The organism is Ruegeria sp. HKCCA5839 (assembly GCF_013035585.1).
Classification (GTDB): Bacteria; Pseudomonadota; Alphaproteobacteria; order Rhodobacterales; family Rhodobacteraceae; genus Ruegeria.
On sequence record NZ_WQIE01000002.1, the window covers coordinates 113,471 to 134,727 of the forward strand.

Below are 21,257 nucleotides of genomic sequence, written 5' to 3' on the forward strand. Positions count from 1 at the left end.
CGGTCCGGGCATCGGGCCGGCCCATTTACGTTGAGGCAGAAGGAAATACTGATGTCAAAACGCGACTATTACGACGTGCTCGGCGTGTCCAAGGGCGCTTCGGCGGATGAGATCAAGAAAGGCTTTCGCAAGAAGGCCAAGGAATTGCATCCCGACCGCAACAAAGACAATCCCGACGCCGAGGCGCAGTTCAAAGAGGCCAATGAGGCCTATGACGTCCTGCGTGATGCCGAGAAAAAGGCGGCTTATGACCGCTTTGGTCATGCCGCGTTTGAAAACGGTATGGGCGGCGGCGGTCGCCCGGGTGGCGGTTTCGGCCAGGGTGACTTCTCGAGCGCGTTTTCCGATGTGTTTGACGACCTGTTCGGCGACTTCATGGGCGGACAGCGTGGCGGCGGCGGTGGACGTCGCGCGGCGCGCGGCTCGGACCTGCGCTATAACCTGCGCGTGACGCTGGAAGAGGCTTTTGCCGGCCTGCAGAAAACTATCAACGTTCCGACCGCTGTTGCGTGTTCGGCCTGTGAGGGCACGGGTGCTGAAGGCGGTGCCGAGCCCACCACCTGCCCGACCTGTTCGGGCATGGGCAAAGTCCGTGCGCAACAGGGCTTTTTCACGGTTGAACGCACCTGTCCGACCTGTTCCGGTCTGGGCCAGATCATCAAGAACCCCTGCAAATCTTGTCAGGGTGCGGGTCGGGTCGAAAAAGACCGGGCTTTGTCGGTAAATATTCCGGCAGGTGTCGAAACAGGAACGCGCATTCGTCTGGCTGGCGAGGGCGAGGCTGGTATGCGCGGTGGCCCTCCGGGCGATCTTTATATCTTCCTCGAAGTGACGGAACACAAGCTCTTCGAACGTGACAGTGTGAACCTTTATTGTCGGGTGCCGGTCAGCATGGCCAAAGCCGCGCTGGGCGGATCGATTGAAGTGCCGACAATTGATGGCGGGCGCGGTCGTATCCAGATCCCGGCCGGCAGCCAATCCGGTCGCCAAATGCGTCTGCGCGGCAAAGGTATGCCCGCCCTGCGCGGTGGCGGCACGGGTGACATGTTCATCGAATTGGCAGTCGAAACACCGGTGAACCTGACCAGCCGTCAAAAAGAACTGCTGCGAGAGTTTGACGATCTGGGTGAAGACAACCACCCGGAATCCAAAAGCTTTTTCTCGTCTGTCAAATCCTTCTGGGATGGCATGAAAGGCTGAACGGCCTTCAGGTGGGGGCGCTGCCCCCGCCGCCCTTCGGGCGACTCCCCCGAGGTATTTGCAAACAGAAGAAGACTGGATCCGTTCTTCATCTGGCTGAAAATATCCCTGAGCGCGAGGCAGAGCCTCGCAAAAACCTCTTGATTCTTTTTACCTTGCCTGAGATGTTCCGCGCCAACCGTTGGGGTGCCCTGGTCAAGGGGCTGAGAGGTGCTGGCGCATCAACCCATCGAACCTGATCCGGGCAATACCGGCGGAGGGAACGGTCTTAACACTACAGACGTTTTCCAAACCCGTTGCCCCAGAATTGATGGAGCATTCGGATGGCGCCTATTGCGCTGACAATCGCAGGGTCGGACAGCGGCGGTGGTGCCGGCATTCAAGCGGATCTGAAAGCCATGTCTGCGTTGGGTGTTTACGGAGCCAGCGTGATCACCGCAGTGACCGCGCAGAACACCAAAGCAGTGACCGCAGTGCATGGCATCCCGCTAGATGTAATCTCGGCCCAGATTGCTGCGGTTCTGGATGATCTTGACGTGCGCGCGATCAAGATCGGTATGTTGGCGACGCCTGATATCATTCACACAGTGGCCAAGGCGATTTCGGGCTTTGAGGGGCCAATCGTACTGGATCCGGTAATGGTCGCCAAATCGGGCGATGCCCTTCTGGCGGGCAAGGCCGTTCAGACTCTGCGTGACGCCCTGCTACCGTGCGCAACTGTTCTGACCCCCAATTTGCCAGAAGCGGCACGCTTGCTGGATCAGCCAGAGGCGCACACGTTGGAAAACATGACTGCGCAGGGCCGCGCGCTCTGTGCCCTTGGCGCGAAGGCAGTGCTCATGAAGGGCGGTCACGGGTCAGGAGACATGTGCAACGATCTGATGATCGACGCGTCAGGCACGCTGAGTGCATTCAAAGCACCGCGTCAGGCAACCAAGAACACTCATGGCACCGGATGCACGCTGTCATCGGCGATAGCGGCGGGCTTGGCGAAAGGCCTTGCTCTTGAGGTCGCAGTTGCTGAGGCGCATGCGTATCTACAAGGGGCGATACGGGCGGCGGATGATCTGAAGATTGGGCAGGGCCATGGACCCGTGCATCACTTTCACAAGGTTTGGTCTGCGTGACAGTTTGGTCGGTCATAGGGGCAGGCGTTGCCGGACTGGCGGTGGCCAGCGAGCTGGCAGCGCGCGGCGCGACTGTGCAGGTTTTTGACCCCGGTGGCCCTCCGGGGCCGCATGGGTGTTCCTGGTGGGCCGGGGGCATGTTGGCGCCGTGGTGTGAGTTCGAAAACGCGGAAGAGCCGGTCTTGCGCTTGGGCCAACAGGCGCTGGGGTGGTGGGCTGCACGCACCAAGGTGGATCGCTTGGGCACGCTGGTCGTGGCCAATGCTCGTGATCTGCCGGACTTGCGCCGTTTCGCGCGCCGCACACATGGATTCCAAGAGGTTATGACCGACGATATCGCCCAATTAGAGCCTGATCTTCATGGTTTTGGCAAAGGCCTGTTCTTTACGGATGAAGCGCATCTTGATCCGCGCCGCGCCTTGCATGACCTCTATCACACCCTGAAGAAACAGGGGGTCGTATTTCACAAGGATCCCGCGCCCGAGGCGTTGGACAATGTTATCGATTGCCGCGGGTTGCATGCACGAGAGAGTTTGAAAGACCTGCGGGGCGTAAAGGGCGAGATGCTGGTGATCCGCTGCCGGGAGGTTACGCTCACCCGTCCTGTCCGCCTGCTGCATCCGCGCATGCCGCTTTATATCGTGCCGCGCGGGGACGGGGTGTATATGCTGGGCGCGACGATGATCGAGTCCGAGGACAGTGACAGGATCACCGCGCGGTCGATGCTGGAATTGCTCAGCGCGGCATATGCGTTGAATCCCGGTTTTGGTGAGGCGGAGGTGCTGGAAATCGGTGTCGATCTGCGTCCCACCTTCCCTGACAACCTACCGCGCATCCGCCGCCGGGGCGGTCGGATCTATGCCAACGGGCTATATCGACACGGATACCTTCTGGCACCCGCCCTGGCGCAGGGCGTGGCGGATCTGGCGCTTGAGAACAAACATTCGGAGATGGTCGATGAAGATCGTGCTTAACGGCGAAGTGCGCGAGGTGCAGGCCGAAACCCTGTCGGACCTTTTGGACGAGTGCGGATATTCGGGCCGTGTCGCCACGGCGGTGAACGAAAACTTCGTGCCCTCCAGCCTGCGCATCACGCACAAGCTTGTTGATGGCGACCGGGTTGAGGTTGTTGCACCGATGCAGGGGGGCTGAGGATGAAGAGGTTTTACGGCACGGAACTGCCGAACCCATTGATGCTGGGCACGGCGCAATATCCCAGCCCTGCGATTTTGGAACAGGCTTTTCGCGAAAGCGGCGCTGGGGTGGCGACGGTTTCATTGCGGCGCGAATCTGGGGCTGGGCAGACGTTTTGGAAGATGATTCAAGAGCTTGGGGTCCTGATCCTGCCTAACACAGCCGGGTGTCATACGGTAAAAGAGGCGGTGACCACCGCGCAGATGGCGCGCGAGGTGTTTGATACCAAATGGATCAAGCTGGAGCTGATCGGGCACACGGACAGTCTTCAACCGGATGTGTTCCAACTGGTTGAGGCCGCGCGCATCCTAACGGACGAAGGGTTTCAGGTCTTTCCCTATACAACCGATGATTTGATAGTGGGCGAACGTCTATTGGCCGCTGGGTGCGAAGTGTTGATGCCCTGGGGCGCGCCCATTGGGTCCGGGCGTGGTCTAAACAACGCATATGCCCTGCGTGCGATGCGGGCGGAGTTTCCTGACGTGCCGCTGGTGATCGATGCGGGCATCGGCCTGCCCAGCCACGCGGCGCAGGCTATGGAGTTGGGCTATGACGCCGTATTGCTTAACACGGCCGTAGCGCGCGCGGGTGATCCGGTTTTGATGGCCAAAGCCATGATGCAGGCCATCCATGCCGGTCAACTGGCCCATCAGGCCGACCCGATCGAGGCGCGCGATATGGCCGAAGCCTCGACCCCTGTTATCGGAAAGGCGTTCCTGTCATGACGCTGGATCGTTTCTATCCGATCTTCGACCACTCGGACTGGCTACGGCGGATGCTACCGCTTGGCGTGAAGCTGGTGCAGCTTCGGGTCAAGGATCAACCGGACGATATGGTGCGCGAGCAGATTGCCCTTTCGCGTGATCTTTGCCGTCAGCACGGCGCTATCTTTGTCGTGAATGACTATTGGCAGATAGCGATTGAACTGGGCTGTGACTGGATCCATTTGGGACAGGAAGATCTGGATGATGCAGATCTGGACGCCATCCGAAAAGCGGGTCTAAAACTGGGCGTTTCCACGCATGACGATGACGAGCTGGAGCGCGTGCTGGCGATGGATCCCGACTATGTGGCGCTGGGGCCTGTTTACCCGACCATCCTGAAAAAGATGAAATGGCATCAGCAGGGGCTGCCGCGTGTGACCGAGTGGAAGGCCCGAGTGGGTGAGATTCCTTTGGTGGGTATCGGTGGGATGAGCGTCGAGCGTGCCGCGGGTGTTTTGCAGGCCGGTGCCGATATCGTCTCGGTTGTCACAGACATCACCCTGAACACCGACCCCGAGGCTAGGGTGCGTCAATGGATCGAGGCAACCAGATGAGCCGTTATGCCCGCCAGCTGTTGCTGCCCGAGGTTGGGGCGGACGGGCAGGCCCGTCTTGCGGCGGCCCATGTTCTGGTTGTTGGGGCGGGTGGATTGGCGGCTCCGGCTTTGCCTTTGCTGGCGGGGGCAGGGGTCGGTCTGATCACCATTGTTGATGGCGATACGGTTGATCTGTCGAACCTGCATCGCCAGACCTTGTTTTCTGAGGCCGATCAGGGGCGTTCCAAAGCCGAAGCAGCTGCCGCGCGTTGTCGTGCCTTGAACGGTGACATTGAGGTCGCAGATCTTGCGCAGGTATTGACCGCCGAAAACGCGCAGACGATGGTGGCGCAGGCGGATGTGGTGTTGGATTGCGCAGACAGTTATGCCGCCAGCTATGTCCTCTCGGATACGTGTCTGGCGTTGCATAAGCCTCTGATCTCGGCTTCGGTTCTTGGGCTTTCCGGTTATGTGGGCGGGTTTTGCGGCGGGGCGCCGTCACTCCGTGCGCTATTCCCGGACGCGCCGGACAGCAGCGCCAGCTGCGCAACAGCGGGCGTTTTGGGGCCGGTCGTGGCCAGTATTGGTGCGATGCAGGCGCAGATGGCGTTGAACCTGACCCTGCAGATTGATCCATCGCCCCTGGGACAGATGGTTCAGTTTGATGGTCGGACCCTGCGCAGCACGTCATTCAGATTTGACACCGCACCTGAGCCAGACAGCTGTTTCCGCTTTCTCTCAGCCGGGCAGTTGACCGCCCAGGATCACATCGTTGATCTCCGCAGTATCGAAGAGGCGCCCATACCCGCGCATCCCGACGCAATGCGCGTACTGCCCGAAAACCTTCATAAAATAGAGCCTAACACGGACAGAAGACTGGCACTCTGTTGCGCCACCGGGCTGCGCGCCTGGCGTGCTGCTGAACAAATTCAACCGGATTGGCCGGGCGAGATTGTGCTCGTTGCGGCCGCAACCTCGTGAATGAAAAGGAACCGCAAGATATGAAGAAACTGATTGCAGCGATTGCCCTGCTCGCCGCCGCGCCAGCCTGGGCCGAGGATAAGATGACCGTTTTGCTGGACTGGTTCGTGAACCCCGACCATGGCCCCATCATCGTGGCGCAGGAAAACGGCTATTTCGCGGATGAAGGGCTTGAGGTCGAGATCGTGCCGCCCGCCGACCCGTCGGCTCCGCCGCGTCTGGTGGCCGCGGGGCAGGCCGATCTGGCGGTATCCTATCAGCCGCAATTGCACTTGCAGATCCATGAAGGTCTGCCTTTGAAACGCGTGGGCACTCTGGTCGCGACACCGCTGAACTGTCTGCTGGTGCTGGAAGACGGGCCGATCAAATCGCTGGCGGATCTGCGCGGCAAAAAGATCGGGTTTTCGGTTGCAGGCGTGGAAGAGGCGATCCTGACCACTTTGCTAAGCCAGCATGATATCGGGTTGGATGAGATCGAGTTGATCAACGTCAACTTTTCGCTGTCCCCGTCCCTGATGACCAATCAGGTGGATGCAGTAATCGGTGCGTTTCGGAACTTTGAGCTGAACCAGATGGATATCGAAGGTGTCGCGGGTCGGTGTTTCTATATCGAAGAAGAAGGCATCCCGTCTTATGACGAACTGATCTATGTGGCCAATCCCGACACGATGGATGCAGACATGATCGCGCGTTTCCTGGCCGCGACCGAGAAGGCGACGCAATACATCGTCAACAACCCCGAAAAAAGCTGGGAGATCTTTGCCGCCACTTCGCCCGAGTTGCAGGATGAGCTGAACGCACGCGCCTGGGTGGATACTCTGCCCCGGTTTGCTTTGCGTCCCGCAGGGTTTGACGCCGGACGCTATGCCCGGTTCGAGCAGTTTCTGAAAGACAGCGGCATGATCGACAGCCTGAACCCGGTCAGCGACATCGCCATCGACGTGACCGCGCAATGAGCGGATATGGCAAGGCCTTTGCATTGATGCGCGACGCCGTACCGGGGCCGTGGCGGGACTATACCCATCACACTTTTGTCGAAGGTCTAAAAGACGGAACGCTGCCGCGCGCGGCGTTCCTGCACTATTTGCGCCAGGATTATGTGTTCCTGATCCATTTCTCGCGCGCCTGGGCGCTGGCGGTGGTCAAGTCGGAAACGCATTCCGAGATGCTGGCGGCGGTGGGCACGGTGAACGCTCTGATCACCGAAGAGATGCAGCTGCATATTGGTGTTTGCGAGGCTGCGGGGATATCGCAGGAGGAGCTGTTCTCGACCGCTGAGCGCGCCGAGAATCTGGCCTATACCCGTTTTGTGCTTGAGGCCGGATATAGCGGTGATCTGCTTGATCTGTTGGCGGCGCTCGTACCTTGCGTGATGGGCTATGGTGAGATCGGCGCGCGGCTGAAGGCCGAGGCCACATCTGATACTTATGCCGATTGGATCAACACCTATGCCGGTGGCGAGTATCAAGGCGCGTGTCAGGCGGTTGGAGCGTTGCTGGATCAGGCTCTAACACGGCGTCTTGGGGCGGATTTTGAAACCTCACCCCGTTGGGTCCGGCTGTGCCAGACCTTCCGCACCGCGACCGAACTGGAGGTGAACTTCTGGCAGATGGGCCTGAACCCGTGACACAAGCGCCCGATCTGACCATCAACGGCAAAGCCACCATTGACGGCGCGACGCTGTTCGCGCCGCTGACCCTGACGCTTGCGTCTGGGGCATGGACCTGTTTGCTGGGCGGATCGGGTGTTGGCAAAACCACTGTTCTGCGCTTGATCGCCGGGCTTGAAACCGGGGCAGCATTCCAAGGCCAGATCACTGCAAGTGATGGGAAACCGGTGGCCGATCGGGTGGCCTATATGGCGCAGGACGACCTGTTGCTGCCTTGGGCGACAGTGGCGCAGAACGTGTCTTTGGGCGCGCGACTGCGGGGCGAAAAGGTCGATCTGGATCGCCGCGATCGGTTGATCGAGCGGATGCGGTTGCAGGATCATATGGCCAAAAAACCGGCGGAACTGTCCGGCGGGCAACGGCAACGTGTGGCGCTGGCTCGGACCTTGATGGAAGACCGCCCCTTTGTCTTGCTGGATGAGCCGTTTTCAGCGCTCGATGCCCGGACCCGTGCGGATATGCAGGATCTGGCAGCCGAGGCGTTGCAAGGCCGGACGGTGTTGCTGGTCACGCATGACCCGGCCGAGGCTGCGCGTTTGGGTCAGTCGATCACCGTAATGACGCAACACGGCCTGACACCCTGCGCCCCGCCAAAAGCGCCCGCGCCGCGCCATGTGGACGATCTTGAGACGCTCGAGACGCAAGGCGCTCTTTTGCGCCTGCTGCGGGAGGGGGTGGCGTGAAGTACCTGTCCGCCCTTGCTGCGACCGTGTTTGCGCTTGCCTTGTGGCAAGGTATTGTCTGGGTGACCGGGTTGCCAAAGTTCATCCTGCCCGGGCCCGGCGTGGTTGCCGAAACCTGGTGGCAGAATCGGTGGCTGATTGCGGAACATACCTGGATTACGGCTATTGAGGTTATCATCGGTTTAGCCTGTGGCACGCTTTTGGGTGTGATCACGGCCTTGCAACTGGCCAATTCACGTGCCGCACGTGTGCTGGTGCAACCGATGTTGGTCTTTACTCAGGCGCTGCCCGTTTTTGCACTGGCACCGTTGCTGACACTTTGGCTGGGCTATGGCCTGTGGTCGAAGGTCGCCATGGCGGTTTTGATCATCTATTTCCCGATCACTTCGTCCTTTTTTGACGGTCTGATGCGGACGCCTCCGGGGTATCTGGATCTGGCGCGCACGATGCAGGCCAGCAAACGCTCGGTGCTGTGGCATATCCGTATTCCGGCGGCCTTGCCGTCGCTGGCTTCGGGTTTGCGTCTGGCCGCTGTTTATGCGCCGATTGGGGCGGTGATTGGCGAATGGGTCGGGTCCTCGAAAGGGTTGGGGTATCTGATGTTACTGGCCAATGGTCGCGCCAAGACGGATCTGATGTTTGCAGCCATGCTGACACTGGGCGTGTTTTCCATCCTTCTGCATATGGTTATCCGACGCGCCACGGCGCGGATGGCGGGTGAGACGCGTTAACGTTTCGGAAACCGATTCTGGGCCAGTGTCGGGGCATGACACAGGATGCATTCGCCGAAGCCCCCATGTTGTTTGACACAGACGAAGCGCCGGCGCAGCCGCTGCCCGGTGGTCGGTTACCCTCCTACATCAAAGATCACCGCAAGCGGCTGCGCGAACGGTTCATGGCGGGTGGCTCGGCTGCGATCCCGGATTATGAGTTGCTGGAACTGGTGCTATTCCGCGCGATCCCGCGGCAGGATGTGAAGCCTTTGGCGCGGGCTTTGCTGGATGCGTTTGGAGATTTCAACCGGGTGCTGACCGCGCCCGAAGAGCGACTACGCCAGATCAAAGGTGTCGGGGATTCCGTGATCACCGATCTGAAAATCCTTGAGGCCTGCGCGCATCGCATGGCCCGCGCGCGCGTGATGCAGCGGCATGTGATCTCGGGCTGGGATGCGCTGCTGGATTATTGCCACACCACAATGGCCCATCGTGAGACCGAGCAGTTCCGGGTGTTTTATCTGGACCGCAAAAACGTTCTGATCGCGGATGAGGAACAGGCCAAGGGCACGGTGGATCACGTGCCGGTTTACCCGCGCGAGGTGGCGAAACGCGCGCTGGAGCTGAACGCCTCGGCCCTGATCCTGGTGCATAATCATCCCTCTGGCGATCCGACGCCGTCGCAATCGGATATCGACATGACCAACCGGATTCAGGATGCCTGTCTAGCGCTGGGGCTGACGTTGCATGATCATCTGATCATTGGAAAATCGACAGAACTCAGCTTTCGGGCGCAGGGGTATCTTTAGGGGGCTTTGCCCCCTCTTGGCCCAAGGGCCAATTCACCCCCACCGTATTTTTGACAAGAAGAAGCTCGGGATTATTGCACCCAGATCTCGACCCGTCGGTTGACCTTGCGGCCCCATTCGCTGTCGTCGCAGGCCATGGGCATGGCTTCTCCGAACCCATCGACAAGCAGTTCGACCGTTTCGGGGATTTCAGTTTCAACGGCGGCAAGCACTGCGTTGCGGACGGTGCGCGCGCGCAGTTGGGCGATCCGGGCGTTTGCAGCAGCGGCGCCGCTGCCATCGCTGAACCCGACAAATGTCAGCTGATGTCCTTCAAATGTTCCGGCCTCCAGCGCCTGTGCCAATTGCAGGATATTGGCCCGCGATTGTGCATCCGGGCGCGAGGATCCGGGCTCGAACCGGAAAGACAGAGACAGACGGTCGGATGGGCGCATAACGGCGATCATGCGTTGTAACTCTTCCAGTCCAACCTCGGCCCCGCCCGAGGCGATGGCATTGGCCAGGCGATCCCCCTGTGCGCTAACCCCAAGCATCTCGGGTGCCTGATCCACATAACCCGCTTGCCGGATCACGTCCTGGGCGGCGGGGCTTTGCGAGAAGGCCAGAAACTGTCGCGCGATGCGGGGCAGGCGGCGTGCGGGCAGGTACAGGAACATGGGTGACGTCAGAGGATAGTCCTCGGTCTTGATCGATTGCCGGGTGGCGGCCAGCGCATGACCGCACCCACCTGCAAGGGGCAGCGCGCGTGTCTCGCCGGTTCCGGCCTGGCTGGTGATACCGATGGCAAACGGGTCACGGGTCACGGCGCGGATCAGGTCAGCATTTTGATCATGGGGTATGATGGCGTCGGTCAGCTGCAGCTTTGCCGGGCTCAGAAGCTGGTCTTCGATCACCTGGCGCAACCCCGTACCGGCACCCGGCACGTGCAGCGCAATTGGCGCATCCGGTCCGCCCAGATCGAGCCAGTTCTGTACTTCGCCCGACAGGATGCGGGCCAGGTCAACCAATGAGATCTGGCGGAAAGGGTTTTCATCGGCAACAACCGGCACCATCGCGTCCAGTGCAACGATGCGAGAGCGGCGCGTTTGGGTCAGATCACCCAGCCCAGCCGCACGCGCGGCTTCGTTTTCGGCGTCACGCACGGCGCGCAGGGCCAGCACCACATCGGTCTCGTCCGCGATTAGATCGGCGAAGCCATCATCAGTTGTGCCAGTGCGAAAGCTGAACCGTGCCATCGGGGCGTTGCGATCTGGCTTTGACAGCTCGAACTGAAGTGTTGAGTCATCCAGCTGGGTACGGGTCGCGGTCATCCCTTCTTGATCTGCGAACCCCTTTATCAGGGCGGGCAACACGGTTTCCGCCATGACTGACGAGCCTGAAAACCGAACTTCGGCCACAAAGTCGATCAGGTTGGGGCAGGCCAGCCCCTCACATGTCACGCCCGAGCCATCTACAGTCAGCTCTCCGAACTGGGTGGCGACCCGGTAGAATTCGCCGTCATAGGACAGCAGGTTGCCGGTGACTTCGACCTTGCCATCATGGGATGTCAGGGTGATGTCCTGGGCCTGCGCGATCACCGAATTGGACAGCCAGATCAGCGCGGCCGCCGCCATACGGAAAAAGGTCATGAAAGTTTGATACCCGCCTGCGATTTATTTTGCGGCGATTGTCAGATCTTGCAGCAGATTATTCAACACTAGAAACTGTCCGGCCTGCGAACAGTCCGGAAGTGTCAGCGACAGGTCACGAGTGGTCAGCAGCGCATCACGCAATTCCAGCGACTGCACGGCCAGTTCGCTGTTACAGTTCGACGCGGTCACCTCGGCCTCGATGCTCAGTTCTATGGTGCCGCTAGAGGTAGAGCTTTTCGGGAAGGAATAGACCTCGACATTTCGTGATTCAGACAATCCGCGCAGCCCCAAACCAACCATCGAGCCTGCACCGCTTGCTTCTGGATTGGCCCACACATGGCCGGGTTGGCCATAGCTAGCGCCGAACTCCAAAGCGTGAAGCTGCAAAGCGGTATCGCCCGTCCATTGCAGCGCGACGCGATCGAAATTTCGAACCTCGGGAACATGGGTGGTTGCGACGGTTCCACCATCCTCACCCATCGAGATCAGAAAAATCGCGTATTCAGCCATCACCGGCACGGTCAGGCGCGCTGCCCCTTTTTCGTTGGTTACGGTATTGAAGATCAGACCATTGTGGTGAATTTCGAGGGTCGCGTTTTCGTGGCACGGAGCTTTGATGGAAAGCGTTGCGGTGGCGTCAGGAGCTGGTTTGGCCCGGGCACTCAGGGCGCATTTCTGAGCGACCCTGGGTTGAAAACGGCTGGTATTTTCAGAGGTGCCAGATTCAGAAAAGCTGGTGTTTGCTGCTGAGGTCGAGGCCGTCAACACAACGCGCTTGATACCGGTCAGATCGACAGCCGCATTCGAGGCGACAATCACCTCATCCTGGCCTGACATCGCATTTTTTTGCGCGGCCGGACCGTATTGCATCAAGTAGCCAATGGCCAAGGCGCACGCGACGGTCCCGCCCATGGTCACATAGTTTCTTACGACAAACAAAACACCCTCCCCAGTTGAAGGAGCGAGTCGTACTCTGTTAAGCAATCAGGGCGGAACTGTGACCACCTAACGGAGTCATTGTGTCCATGTGATAAACTATCGTTACGTCAACCGACCGTGGCAATGTTTGAACTTTTTGCCCGATCCGCAGGGGCACAGGTCATTACGCGAGGGGTTCCCCCAGGTTGACGGGTCGTTTTCGTCAAACCCGGGCAGGGCATCGCCAGAGGCTGCCGCTTCGGCCTTGGCCTCGGCCTGATCGGTTGCCTGATCCACTGTTTTCTGAACCTGCGCCTGTTGCGCGGCCATTTGCGCGAGCATCTGCGCCTGTTCTTCCTCGGTCAGAGGGCGCACGCGCGACAATTGTTGCGTCACCGTCTCGCGCAGGCTGTCCAACATGCCTTCGAACAGTTGGAAGCTTTCATTCTTGTATTCGTTCAACGGATCACGCTGGGCATAGCCACGGAACGCCACAACCGAACGCAGATGTTCCAAAGTCAGCAGATGTTCGCGCCATTTGCTGTCGATGGTCTGCAGCAGGACCTGCTTTTCGATGTTGCGCATGTTTTCGGGGCCGAATGCGGATGCCTTCTGCGCCATCATCTCATTCGCGGCCTTGACCAGATGTTCGCGGATCTGTTCGTCGTACACGCCCTCCTCGGCGGCCCACTCTTGAACCGGGGCATCAATGGTCAGTTTGTCCTTGATGGCCTCGTGCAGGCCGTCGACATCCCACTGATCGGCATAGGATTTCGGAGGCATGTATTCATCGATCAGGTCGTCAATAACCTGTTCGCGCATATCAGACGCGATATCCGATAGATCGTCAGACGACATGATCTCGCGCCGTTGGCTGAAGATCACCTTACGCTGATCGTTCATCACATCGTCAAACTTCAGGACGTTTTTGCGCATGTCGAAGTTACGACCTTCGACCTTGGATTGCGCGCGCTCCAGCGATTTGTTCACCCAGGGGTGGATGATCGCCTCGCCTTCCTGCATGCCCAGCGTGGTCAGAACCTTATCGAGCCGTTCCGAACCAAAGATGCGCATCAGGTCGTCTTCGAGGCTGAGGTAGAACACCGTCTTGCCCGGATCGCCCTGACGGCCCGAACGACCGCGCAGCTGATTGTCGATCCGGCGGCTTTCATGCCGTTCCGAGGCCATCACGTAAAGACCACCGGCATCCAGAACCTTTTGCTTTTCTTCGGCGTGTTTGGCCTCCTCCGCGGCGCGCAGCTCGTTGGGGTCTGCTTCGGGGTTCTCGGCCAGTGCTTGCAGCACCTTCATCTCGACATTGCCGCCCAACTGAATATCGGTGCCGCGCCCGGCCATGTTGGTGGCGATGGTCACCGCGCCCAAACGGCCCGCGTCAGCGACGATCTGTGCTTCTTGCTCGTGCTGGCGGGCGTTCAGAACGTTATGCTCGATGCCTTCTTTGGTCAGCATCTGGCTCAGCAGTTCTGATTTCTCAATCGACGTAGTGCCCAACAAAACCGGCTGGCCTTTTTCGGTGGCCTTTTTGGTCTGCTCGATCATCGCGTTGTATTTTTCCGCAGCCGTGCGATAGACCTGATCGTCCCGGTCGTCACGGGCAATCGGCTTGTTGGTTGGCACTTCGACCACGCCCAGCCCATAGATCTCCTGGAATTCCTCAGCCTCGGTCAGGGCTGTCCCTGTCATGCCGCTCAGCTTGTCATAGAGACGGAAATAGTTCTGGAACGTCACGCTGGCCATGGTCACGTTTTCGGGTTGGATCTGTACGTTTTCCTTGGCCTCAAGCGCTTGGTGCAGGCCTTCGGACAATCGGCGGCCCGGCATCATGCGGCCGGTGAATTCGTCGATCAGAACGACATTGCCATCCCGGACGATATAGTCCTTGTCGCGCTGGAACAGTTTGTGCGCACGCAGGCCCTGATTGACATGGTGCACCACTGTGGTGCTTTCGGGATCATAGAGCGAGTGGTCTTCCGGCAGCAGACCTGCAGCGTGCAGTTGCTGCTCCAGAAACTCGTTGCCTTCGTCGGTGAAGGTCACGTTCCGCGTCTTTTCGTCCAGCGTAAAATGATCGTCCTGCAAGGATGGGATCACAGCGTCAATCTTGGTATAAAGTTCCGACCGGTCCTCGGACGGTCCCGAGATGATCAGCGGAGTCCGCGCCTCATCGATCAGGATCGAGTCTACCTCATCCACGATCGCGAAATTGTGGTGCAGCTGATAGACGTCATCCAGATTGGCCTTCATGTTATCGCGCAGATAATCAAAGCCCAGCTCATTATTGGTGGCATAGGTGATATCGCAGGAATAAGCGGCCTTCTTCTCGGCATCGGGTTGGCCCGACCAGATCACTCCGGTGGTCATGCCTACTGCGGCGAACACCTTGCCCATCCATTCCGAGTCGCGCTTGGCCAGGTATTCGTTCACCGTGACCACATGCACACCCTTGCCGGTCAGCGCGTTCAGATAGGCGGGAAAAGTTGCGACAAGGGTTTTGCCCTCACCGGTTTTCATTTCCGAGATATTGCCCTGATGCAGGAAGGTGCCGCCCATCAACTGCACATCAAAGGCGCGCAGACCCAGCGCCCGTTTCGCGCCTTCACGCACATTCGCAAAGGCCTCGGGCAGCAGGTCATCCAGGCTTTCGCCATCCAGCGCGCGTTTGCGCAGCTCTTCGGTCTTTTCCTTCAGGCCATCGTCGGACAGTTTCTCGAACTCGGGCTCCAGCGCGTTGATCTTTTCGATCAGCGGGCGGGTCGCCTTGATCTTGCGGTCGTTCGGTGTTCCGAACACCTTTTTGGCGAGCGTTCCGAGTCCCAGCATGTTCACTCCAGCGGATCTATTCTTGTCTTGGTTTCGACAGGCTTGCCCCCCTTGCGCGCAACCCATAGATACGGGGGGTGAAAGGCGGCCCTGTCCAAGGCTTCAAAGCGATGTAAGCGGCAGGTTCTAAAGTGTCAACGCCGCGCCCTGTCGTGGCAAAGAAATAGGATGATTCCATGCCCAAAGGCCTCACTTTTCTCTCGTCGATGGCACTGGCCGCTGTGTTCGCCCTGCCGCTGGCGGCGCAGACCACCCCGGATGCCGACACCGTTGTGGCAAATGTGAACGGAGACGAGATCACACTGGGTCACGTTATCGCCAGCGTCGCGGTGTTGCCGCCGCAGTATCAGCAACTGGAAGACGCGGTGCTGTTCGACTTCATCATCGAACAATTGGTGCAGCAACAACTGCTCAGTCAGGAACAAGAAGGCCTGACCACCCGCAACAAGCTGGCATTGGAAAATGAAGCCCGTTCGCTGCAAGCGGTGCAAACGGTCGAGGCAATCTCGACCGCAGAGGTCACGGATGAGGCGATCCAGGCTGCTTATGACGCTCAATTCGCCAATTTCGAGGGTGAAGACGAATATGATGCCAGCCATATTCTGGTTGAGACCGAAGAAAAGGCCCAAGAGGTAAAGGCGCTGCTGGATGATGGCGCCGATTTTGCCGAGATGGCGCGCGAGCATTCGACCGGCCCTTCGGGCCCGAATGGGGGTGCGCTGGGCTGGTTCGGTAAAGGCCGCATGGTACCCGAGTTCGAAGCAGCCGTGATCGACTTGGAAAAGGGCCAGGTTTCGGAGCCGGTGCAAACCCAGTTCGGCTGGCACCTGGTGATCCTGAATGACAAGCGCAAATCCGAAGCGCCTGCGTTGGACGCCGTGCGCAATGAGCTGGCCCAAACTCTGCAGCAAGAAGCCATTCAGGCCAAGATCGCAGAGCTGACAGAACAAGCGCAGATCGAGCGCTCTGAACTGGAAGGGGTCGGCCCCGAGATCATCCGTCAGACGACTCTGATTCAGGAGTAATCCGCGTGGCCAATTTCACCAAGGTCTCTCCGCTGGCACCGGCGGGGTTTCCCGATCTGCCCGCGATTGATGGCGTGCGGTTTGCCACAGTCGGGGCGGGTGTGCGGTATCAGGGTCGCACTGATGTCATGTTGGCGGTGTTGGATCCGGGCACTTCGGTTGCGGGTGTCTTCACGCGCTCGGCCACCCGCGCAGCCCCCGTGCTGGATTGCCAGGACAAGATCGGCGGACCCAGCGATGGACCGGCGGCTATTCTGGTGAACTCGGGCAATGCCAATGCCTTTACTGGCCACTATGGCCAGACGTCGGTGGCCGAACTGACGCAAGCGGTCGCGACGGCCACCGGTGTTCCGGTGGAACGGGTTTTTACGTCGTCGACGGGCGTGATCGGCGAGCCGCTGCCTCATGACAAGATCGTCGCGCAGCTTGAGGCGTTGAAATCCGGCCTCAGCCGTCACGCCATCGAAGACGCGGCGCGGGCGATCATGACCACCGACACCTTTCCCAAAGGTGCCTCGGCGCAGGTTGAGATTGGTGGAAAAACAGTCTCTATCGCGGGGATTGCCAAGGGGTCCGGCATGATTGCGCCTGATATGGCGACGATGCTGGTTTATATCTTTACCGACGCAATGGTCGAACAATCAGCGCTGCAAGAGATGTTGGGCGCGCAGGCGGATCGGACGTTCAATTGCATCACGGTGGACAGCGATACCTCGACCTCGGACAGCCTGCTGCTCTGTGCAACGGGGGCCTCGGGCGTCGATGCGACGGGGGACCCGGCTTTCGCGCGGGCCTTGGAGTCGGTGATGCTGGATCTCGCACAGCAGGTGGTGCGCGACGGCGAAGGGGCGACCAAGTTTGTGGAAATCCGCGTGACCGGAGCCGCCTCGGATTCGGACGCCAAGGTGCACGGGTTGGCGATCGCCAACTCGCCTTTGGTCAAGACCGCCATCGCGGGTGAAGACCCGAACTGGGGCCGTGTGGTTATGGCCATCGGTAAATCGGGGGCCGCCGCGGATCGGGATCTGCTGAGCATCTCGTTTGGCGACATTCTGGTCGCCGAAAAAGGCTGGGTCAGCCCCGACTATCGCGAGGAAGACGCCGCGGCCTATATGAAAGGTCAGGATCTAGTGATTGCGGTCGATTTGGGGATCGGTGACGGAGCATCCACTGTTTGGACCTGCGACCTGACACATGGTTATATCGAGATCAACGCGGACTACCGGTCATGAAAACCGTATTGGTATCCGCCGTGGCTTTGATCGACATCGAGGGCCGCGTCCTGCTGGCGCAACGGCCCGAGGGCAAATCCATGGCGGGGCTCTGGGAATTCCCCGGTGGCAAAATCGAACCCGGTGAAACTCCCGAAGCCGCGCTGATCCGAGAGCTTGAGGAAGAGCTGGGCATCAACACCTGGACCTCTTGTCTCGCGCCTCTGACCTTCGCCAGCCACAGCTATGACGATTTTCACCTGCTGATGCCGCTCTTTGCCTGCCGCAAATGGGAGGGCATTCCGCAGTCGAAAGAGGGTCAGACCCTGAAATGGGTCCGGGCAAATGATCTGCGGAACTATCCGATGCCCGCAGCGGATGTGCCACTGATACCGATTTTGCGGGATTGGCTATAGCGGTGAGACAGATGCGCGCGATCTAGCAGAGCAATGGCGTTGCCATCCGGAAGTAAAAAGGCGCCAGAAAGTTGGACATAAGCCCGCACTTTCTGGCGCCCTATTGAACCTCATCATCCCCCCAGAGGGCGACAGCAGGCCCAGTTTGTGTTCGAACGTTACCATTCGACACCGGAGCATCGATCCGAAGACCAGATCCTCCTCGCTCAACCCTGCCTTCTGTCTCGTCCGTCACGGCGCTGATGCACCCACACGGTAAGAAACCTTCCGGCTTACACAAACCCATTCGCCACGAGGCTTTCACCCCCACGCGATCCGATCCGCATCCAGCTACCCGTTACACTCAAAGCTAAATCAATGATCCGTCCATGAGTGCCCGAAAGCAACCGGGGTCTTTGCGTCCGCATCCTCTGATCGAGATCTTCGGCTGCGGTATAGAAACGCTATGAATTCGCTGTGAGTCGATCAAGAAAAAATGTCGCAGTTCCGCAAATTTCTTGTGGATAAGCTATTGAAAAAGGTAGGTTTTTCTTGTGGATGAATTGTGGGTTAATCGAATTTCTTCTTAGTTTCGGCCAGTTTGCAGTGGGAAAAGTTTGTAGCCGAGGCAGGCGTTGAAAGGGGTGTTTGGGCGAATGGTCGGCGAGACTGTCTGATGCCCGAAGCGGATGTTACATTGGTTCCGGCTTTGAGGGATTGATGGTGAGCCCTGAGTTTAACTGAATCAGCATACCGGTTTTCATTGTTCGACCCACACTTTATCAGGGATTTCAAGCCTAGACGGATCCGAGGTGAAGTTGTCTTGCCATTTCACCCCCTTAAGACATTTGACTTTTGAGCCAGTAACTAAGCTGATATCCGCTGGTGCAGCTACGGCCCCCAACAAGCTTACGTTAGAGCGTTTTCGTTCAGAAATCACCTTTGGTTCGTTCACCAACCAAGTTGCTCCGCCTAGTTGTGTTTTGACTTCTGTATTACCCGAAACAATTCTGGCCTTTTGCAGGAACTCTTTTCTCGGAACGTTACCCAGATAACCAACGCAGGCATACGCTCTGTTTTTGACCTTTACCACTTTGTGAAATGTGACAAGTTGATGCCAGTTGTTTCCCAACTCTTTTATCTGCGCGCCATGGGTTGTTACCTCAAATGTGTCGTCGATTACCACAAACACCTTCGCCGCAGCACCACTGCTTACGACAGCTGAGAGCATTAGGGCCATAAACCAAGTTAAGAATGTGATACTTTTTGTTTTAATTTTCATTTGTTCACCGATCATCGAATGTTATGTGAAAACCTAATCTAACAAAAAAAGAACCCAGATAGCATCGTGCTTTGGATCCTCCAATCGACTGTTTATCAACTGTTTTCTGAATGCCACCGCAAAATTGAAGTTATCGGAACTTTTTCCATCTCTTTGTTACAATTCGTAAGAATTGAGAAAACATCAGGCAAAACTTGACGCTGATCTTTCCGGTGCTTCTTAATCGGAGCACTGGCGACCGGGCGATCATCCGGCCCGCCATTTCCGGCCCGGGGAGGGGTCGGATGGGGAGGAGAGAAAGATTGGCTCAGACGCAGTCAGGCGCGGAAGGGATGCAATCCCTGCCGGCGCTGCTTCATCGCAATGCGACCCAGTTCGGGGATGCCCCGGCATACCGGGAAAAGGAATTCGGGATCTGGCAATGCTGGACCTGGGCAGAAGCGGCCGAGGAAATCCGCGCCATCGCGCTGGGATTTCTGGAACTGGGCGTTGCGCAAGGCGATCATATCGCCGTCATAGGCCGTAACCGTCCGGCGCATTACTGGTCGATGGTCGCGGCTCAAATGGTGGGTGCTGTGCCGGTGCCTCTGTATCAGGATTCGGTCGCGGAAGAGATGGCCTATGTTCTGGAGCATTGCGGCGCGAAATACGTGGTTTGCGGCGATCAGGAGCAGGTCGACAAGGTTATCGAGATCCAGGAGACCCTGCATCAGGTCAAGCATATCCTTTATACCGACAAGCGCGGGATGCGGAAATACGACCATTCCCAGATGAACGCGCTCGATGACATCATGGCCGAAGGCCGCGCCGGTCACGCGCGGTTTGACGCGGAACTGGATCAGCGTATTGCGGCGATCACCTATGACGATACCTGCGTGATGCTCTATACCTCGGGCACCACCGGCAAGCCCAAGGGCGTGGTGCTGTCGAACCGGAACGTGATTGAGAGCGCGAAAAACTCGGCTGAGTTCGATCATCTGACGCGCGATGAGGACATCCTGTCTTACCTGCCGATGGCCTGGGTGGGGGATTTCATCTTTTCCATCGGGCAAGCCTATTGGTGTGGTTTCTGTGTGAACTGCCCCGAAAGCGCCGACACGATGATGACCGATTTGCGCGAGATCGGACCGACCTATTTCTTTGCGCCACCGCGCGTGTTTGAGACGCAGCTGACCAATGTGATGATCCGCATGGAAGATGCGGGCAAGCTGAAGCAGCGCATGTTCCGTCACTTCATGGCACATGCAAAGAAAGTGGGCGGGTTGCTATTGGATGGCAAACCAGTGGGTTTTGGTGACCGCCTGAAATACGCGCTGGGCAATCTGCTGGTCTACGGCCCACTCAAGGATACGCTGGGCTATGGCCGCTTTCGCGTAGGCTATACGGCGGGTGAGGCGATTGGGCCCGAGATTTTTGATTTCTACCGCTCACTGGGGATCAATCTGAAGCAACTGTATGGGCAGACCGAAGCTACGGTGTTCATCACGCAGCAACCTGATGGCGAAGTGCGCGCTGATACGGTCGGCGTGCCCGCCCCCGCGGTTGAACTGAAGATCGATGAGAGTGGTGAGATCCATTACCGGTCACCAGGGGTTTTTGTGGAATATTACAACAACCCGGAATCGACCGCCTCGACCAAAGATGCCGAAGGCTGGGTGGCCACGGGGGACGCAGGGTTTATCGAGGAAAGCTCGGGCCATCTGCGGATCATCGACCGCGCCAAGGATGTCGGTAAGATGGCCGACGGGTCGATGTTTGCGCCGAAATATGTCGAGAACAAACTGAAATTCTATCCCGATATTCTTGAGGTTGTTCTGTTCGGCAACGGCAAGGATCGCTGCGTGGCCTTTATCAATATCGACCTGACAGCGGTGGGCAACTGGGCGGAGCGCAACAATGTAGCCTATGCGTCCTATCAGGAACTGACGGCACATCCGCGTGTGTTAGAGACGATCAAGGGGCATGTCGAAGAGGTCAACCGGTCCATCGCGGCGGATGAGATGCTGTCGGGCTGTCAGGTGCATCGCTTTGTCGTGTTGCACAAGGAATTGGACGCCGATGACGGCGAGATGACGCGGACGCGCAAGGTGCGCCGTCGGTTTGTGGAAGAGAAGTTCCAAGACATCATTGACGCGCTTTATGACGGGTCCGAGAGCGTGTCGACGACAACCGAGGTGACCTATGAGGATGGGCGCAAGGGGTCGATTTCGGCAACCTTGCAGATCATCGACGCGCCGGTTGTGGCCGTGACACAGCACAAGGTTGCGGCGGAATGATGG

The 21,257-nt window shown here is 58.5% G+C and carries 20 protein-coding genes and 1 riboswitch; of the genes, 16 read left to right on the forward strand and 4 right to left on the reverse strand.

The features are described 5' to 3' along the window. Positions 1 to 51 precede the first annotated feature (51 nt). The 12 genes from dnaJ to radC all read left to right on the forward strand — a co-directional run bounded on the left by dnaJ (position 52) and on the right by radC (position 9,675). Positions 52 to 1,200 carry a molecular chaperone DnaJ gene (dnaJ, locus tag GOV38_RS06120; protein WP_171208472.1) on the forward strand — a complete coding sequence of 383 codons (1,149 nt, stop codon included), beginning with the start codon at positions 52 to 54 and terminating at the stop codon, positions 1,198 to 1,200. Positions 1,201 to 1,372: 172 nt separating this feature from the next. Next, positions 1,373 to 1,479: riboswitch (TPP riboswitch) on the forward strand. A 44-nt stretch (positions 1,480 to 1,523) separates the two neighbouring features. Then, positions 1,524 to 2,327: a bifunctional hydroxymethylpyrimidine kinase/phosphomethylpyrimidine kinase gene (thiD, locus tag GOV38_RS06125; RefSeq protein ID WP_171208473.1), complete on the forward strand. Its 804-nt coding sequence runs from the start codon at positions 1,524 to 1,526 to the stop codon at positions 2,325 to 2,327. Beyond that, positions 2,324 to 3,301 carry an FAD-dependent oxidoreductase gene (locus GOV38_RS06130; protein WP_171208474.1) on the forward strand — a complete coding sequence of 326 codons (978 nt, stop codon included), beginning with the start codon at positions 2,324 to 2,326 and terminating at the stop codon, positions 3,299 to 3,301. The genes thiD and GOV38_RS06130 overlap by 4 nt, the downstream gene beginning before the upstream one ends. After that, positions 3,285 to 3,479, forward strand: coding sequence for a sulfur carrier protein ThiS (thiS, locus tag GOV38_RS06135; protein WP_171208475.1), 195 nt, complete (start codon positions 3,285 to 3,287; stop codon positions 3,477 to 3,479). The genes GOV38_RS06130 and thiS overlap by 17 nt, the downstream gene beginning before the upstream one ends. Positions 3,480 to 3,481: 2 nt before the next feature. Beyond that, positions 3,482 to 4,246, forward strand: a complete 765-nt coding sequence (locus tag GOV38_RS06140) for a thiazole synthase (RefSeq protein ID WP_171208476.1) — start codon at positions 3,482 to 3,484, stop codon at positions 4,244 to 4,246. Beyond that, the gene (locus tag GOV38_RS06145) at positions 4,243 to 4,839 is read left to right on the forward strand and encodes a thiamine phosphate synthase (RefSeq protein ID WP_171208477.1); all 597 of its coding nucleotides are present in this window, start codon (positions 4,243 to 4,245) and stop codon (positions 4,837 to 4,839) included. The genes GOV38_RS06140 and GOV38_RS06145 overlap by 4 nt, the downstream gene beginning before the upstream one ends. Beyond that, positions 4,836 to 5,801, forward strand: a complete 966-nt coding sequence (locus GOV38_RS06150) for a ThiF family adenylyltransferase (RefSeq protein WP_171208743.1) — start codon at positions 4,836 to 4,838, stop codon at positions 5,799 to 5,801. Before GOV38_RS06145 ends, GOV38_RS06150 begins: the two co-directional genes overlap by 4 nt. 20 nt (positions 5,802 to 5,821) lie before the next feature. Continuing rightward, positions 5,822 to 6,757 (forward strand): ABC transporter substrate-binding protein, encoded by a 936-nt coding sequence (locus tag GOV38_RS06155; protein WP_171132605.1) that lies wholly within the window; start codon positions 5,822 to 5,824, stop codon positions 6,755 to 6,757. Then, entirely contained in the window at positions 6,754 to 7,428 is a 675-nt protein-coding gene (gene tenA / locus GOV38_RS06160) for a thiaminase II (RefSeq protein ID WP_171208478.1), read from the forward strand. Before GOV38_RS06155 ends, tenA begins: the two co-directional genes overlap by 4 nt. After that, positions 7,425 to 8,153 (forward strand): ATP-binding cassette domain-containing protein, encoded by a 729-nt coding sequence (locus GOV38_RS06165; RefSeq protein WP_171208479.1) that lies wholly within the window; start codon positions 7,425 to 7,427, stop codon positions 8,151 to 8,153. Before tenA ends, GOV38_RS06165 begins: the two co-directional genes overlap by 4 nt. Beyond that, complete coding sequence (locus tag GOV38_RS06170; protein ID WP_171132601.1) at positions 8,150 to 8,884, forward strand: ABC transporter permease; 735 nt, start codon at positions 8,150 to 8,152, stop codon at positions 8,882 to 8,884. The genes GOV38_RS06165 and GOV38_RS06170 overlap by 4 nt, the downstream gene beginning before the upstream one ends. Positions 8,885 to 8,919: 35 nt before the next feature. Continuing rightward, positions 8,920 to 9,675: a DNA repair protein RadC gene (radC, locus tag GOV38_RS06175; protein ID WP_171208480.1), complete on the forward strand. Its 756-nt coding sequence runs from the start codon at positions 8,920 to 8,922 to the stop codon at positions 9,673 to 9,675. Between the two features lie 71 nt (positions 9,676 to 9,746). On the opposite strand, the gene GOV38_RS06180 is transcribed toward radC, so the two are convergent. The 3 genes from GOV38_RS06180 to secA all read right to left on the reverse strand — a co-directional run bounded on the left by GOV38_RS06180 (position 9,747) and on the right by secA (position 15,065). Next, a complete protein-coding gene (locus GOV38_RS06180; protein ID WP_171208481.1) occupies positions 9,747 to 11,303 on the reverse strand; it encodes a substrate-binding domain-containing protein in 1,557 nt (518 codons plus the stop codon). A 24-nt stretch (positions 11,304 to 11,327) separates the two neighbouring features. Next, positions 11,328 to 12,245 (reverse strand): hypothetical protein, encoded by a 918-nt coding sequence (locus GOV38_RS06185; protein ID WP_171208482.1) that lies wholly within the window; start codon positions 12,243 to 12,245, stop codon positions 11,328 to 11,330. Between the two features lie 102 nt (positions 12,246 to 12,347). Beyond that, positions 12,348 to 15,065: a preprotein translocase subunit SecA gene (gene secA, locus GOV38_RS06190; protein WP_171208483.1), complete on the reverse strand. Its 2,718-nt coding sequence runs from the start codon at positions 15,063 to 15,065 to the stop codon at positions 12,348 to 12,350. Between the two features lie 176 nt (positions 15,066 to 15,241). On the opposite strand from secA, the gene GOV38_RS06195 reads away from it, so the two are divergent. The 3 genes from GOV38_RS06195 to mutT are packed head-to-tail and all read left to right on the forward strand — an operon-like array spanning position 15,242 to position 17,717. Continuing rightward, positions 15,242 to 16,090, forward strand: a complete 849-nt coding sequence (locus tag GOV38_RS06195; protein ID WP_171132592.1) for a peptidylprolyl isomerase — start codon at positions 15,242 to 15,244, stop codon at positions 16,088 to 16,090. 5 nt (positions 16,091 to 16,095) lie between these two features. Further along, on the forward strand, positions 16,096 to 17,322 hold the full coding sequence (argJ, locus tag GOV38_RS06200) for a bifunctional glutamate N-acetyltransferase/amino-acid acetyltransferase ArgJ (protein WP_171208484.1): 1,227 nt from the start codon (positions 16,096 to 16,098) through the stop codon (positions 17,320 to 17,322). Next, the gene (mutT, locus tag GOV38_RS06205) at positions 17,319 to 17,717 is read left to right on the forward strand and encodes an 8-oxo-dGTP diphosphatase MutT (protein WP_171132588.1); all 399 of its coding nucleotides are present in this window, start codon (positions 17,319 to 17,321) and stop codon (positions 17,715 to 17,717) included. Before argJ ends, mutT begins: the two co-directional genes overlap by 4 nt. A 739-nt stretch (positions 17,718 to 18,456) precedes the next feature. On the opposite strand, the gene GOV38_RS06210 is transcribed toward mutT, so the two are convergent. Next, the gene (locus GOV38_RS06210) at positions 18,457 to 18,978 is read right to left on the reverse strand and encodes a hypothetical protein (RefSeq protein ID WP_171208485.1); all 522 of its coding nucleotides are present in this window, start codon (positions 18,976 to 18,978) and stop codon (positions 18,457 to 18,459) included. Positions 18,979 to 19,310: 332 nt separating this feature from the next. Between GOV38_RS06210 and GOV38_RS06215 the strand changes: the two genes are divergently transcribed. After that, positions 19,311 to 21,254, forward strand: coding sequence for an AMP-binding protein (locus GOV38_RS06215; RefSeq protein WP_171208744.1), 1,944 nt, complete (start codon positions 19,311 to 19,313; stop codon positions 21,252 to 21,254). Positions 21,255 to 21,257: the final 3 nt, after the last annotated feature.

Excerpts from the sequence above, each read along its gene's own strand:
- dnaJ (WP_171208472.1), top strand. The coding sequence starts at position 52 with ATGTCAAAACGCGACTATTACGACGTGCTCGGCGTGTCCAAGGGCGCT.
- thiD (WP_171208473.1), top strand. The coding sequence starts at position 1,524 with ATGGCGCCTATTGCGCTGACAATCGCAGGGTCGGACAGCGGCGGTGGT.
- thiS (WP_171208475.1), top strand. The coding sequence starts at position 3,285 with ATGAAGATCGTGCTTAACGGCGAAGTGCGCGAGGTGCAGGCCGAAACC.
- GOV38_RS06140 (WP_171208476.1), top strand. The coding sequence starts at position 3,482 with ATGAAGAGGTTTTACGGCACGGAACTGCCGAACCCATTGATGCTGGGC.
- GOV38_RS06145 (WP_171208477.1), top strand. The coding sequence starts at position 4,243 with ATGACGCTGGATCGTTTCTATCCGATCTTCGACCACTCGGACTGGCTA.
- GOV38_RS06150 (WP_171208743.1), top strand. The coding sequence starts at position 4,836 with ATGAGCCGTTATGCCCGCCAGCTGTTGCTGCCCGAGGTTGGGGCGGAC.
- GOV38_RS06155 (WP_171132605.1), top strand. The coding sequence starts at position 5,822 with ATGAAGAAACTGATTGCAGCGATTGCCCTGCTCGCCGCCGCGCCAGCC.
- tenA (WP_171208478.1), top strand. The coding sequence starts at position 6,754 with ATGAGCGGATATGGCAAGGCCTTTGCATTGATGCGCGACGCCGTACCG.
- radC (WP_171208480.1), top strand. The coding sequence starts at position 8,920 with ATGACACAGGATGCATTCGCCGAAGCCCCCATGTTGTTTGACACAGAC.
- GOV38_RS06180 (WP_171208481.1), bottom strand. The coding sequence starts at position 11,303 with ATGACCTTTTTCCGTATGGCGGCGGCCGCGCTGATCTGGCTGTCCAAT.
- secA (WP_171208483.1), bottom strand. The coding sequence starts at position 15,065 with ATGCTGGGACTCGGAACGCTCGCCAAAAAGGTGTTCGGAACACCGAAC.
- GOV38_RS06195 (WP_171132592.1), top strand. The coding sequence starts at position 15,242 with ATGCCCAAAGGCCTCACTTTTCTCTCGTCGATGGCACTGGCCGCTGTG.
- mutT (WP_171132588.1), top strand. The coding sequence starts at position 17,319 with ATGAAAACCGTATTGGTATCCGCCGTGGCTTTGATCGACATCGAGGGC.
- GOV38_RS06210 (WP_171208485.1), bottom strand. The coding sequence starts at position 18,978 with ATGAAAATTAAAACAAAAAGTATCACATTCTTAACTTGGTTTATGGCC.
- GOV38_RS06215 (WP_171208744.1), top strand. The coding sequence starts at position 19,311 with ATGCAATCCCTGCCGGCGCTGCTTCATCGCAATGCGACCCAGTTCGGG.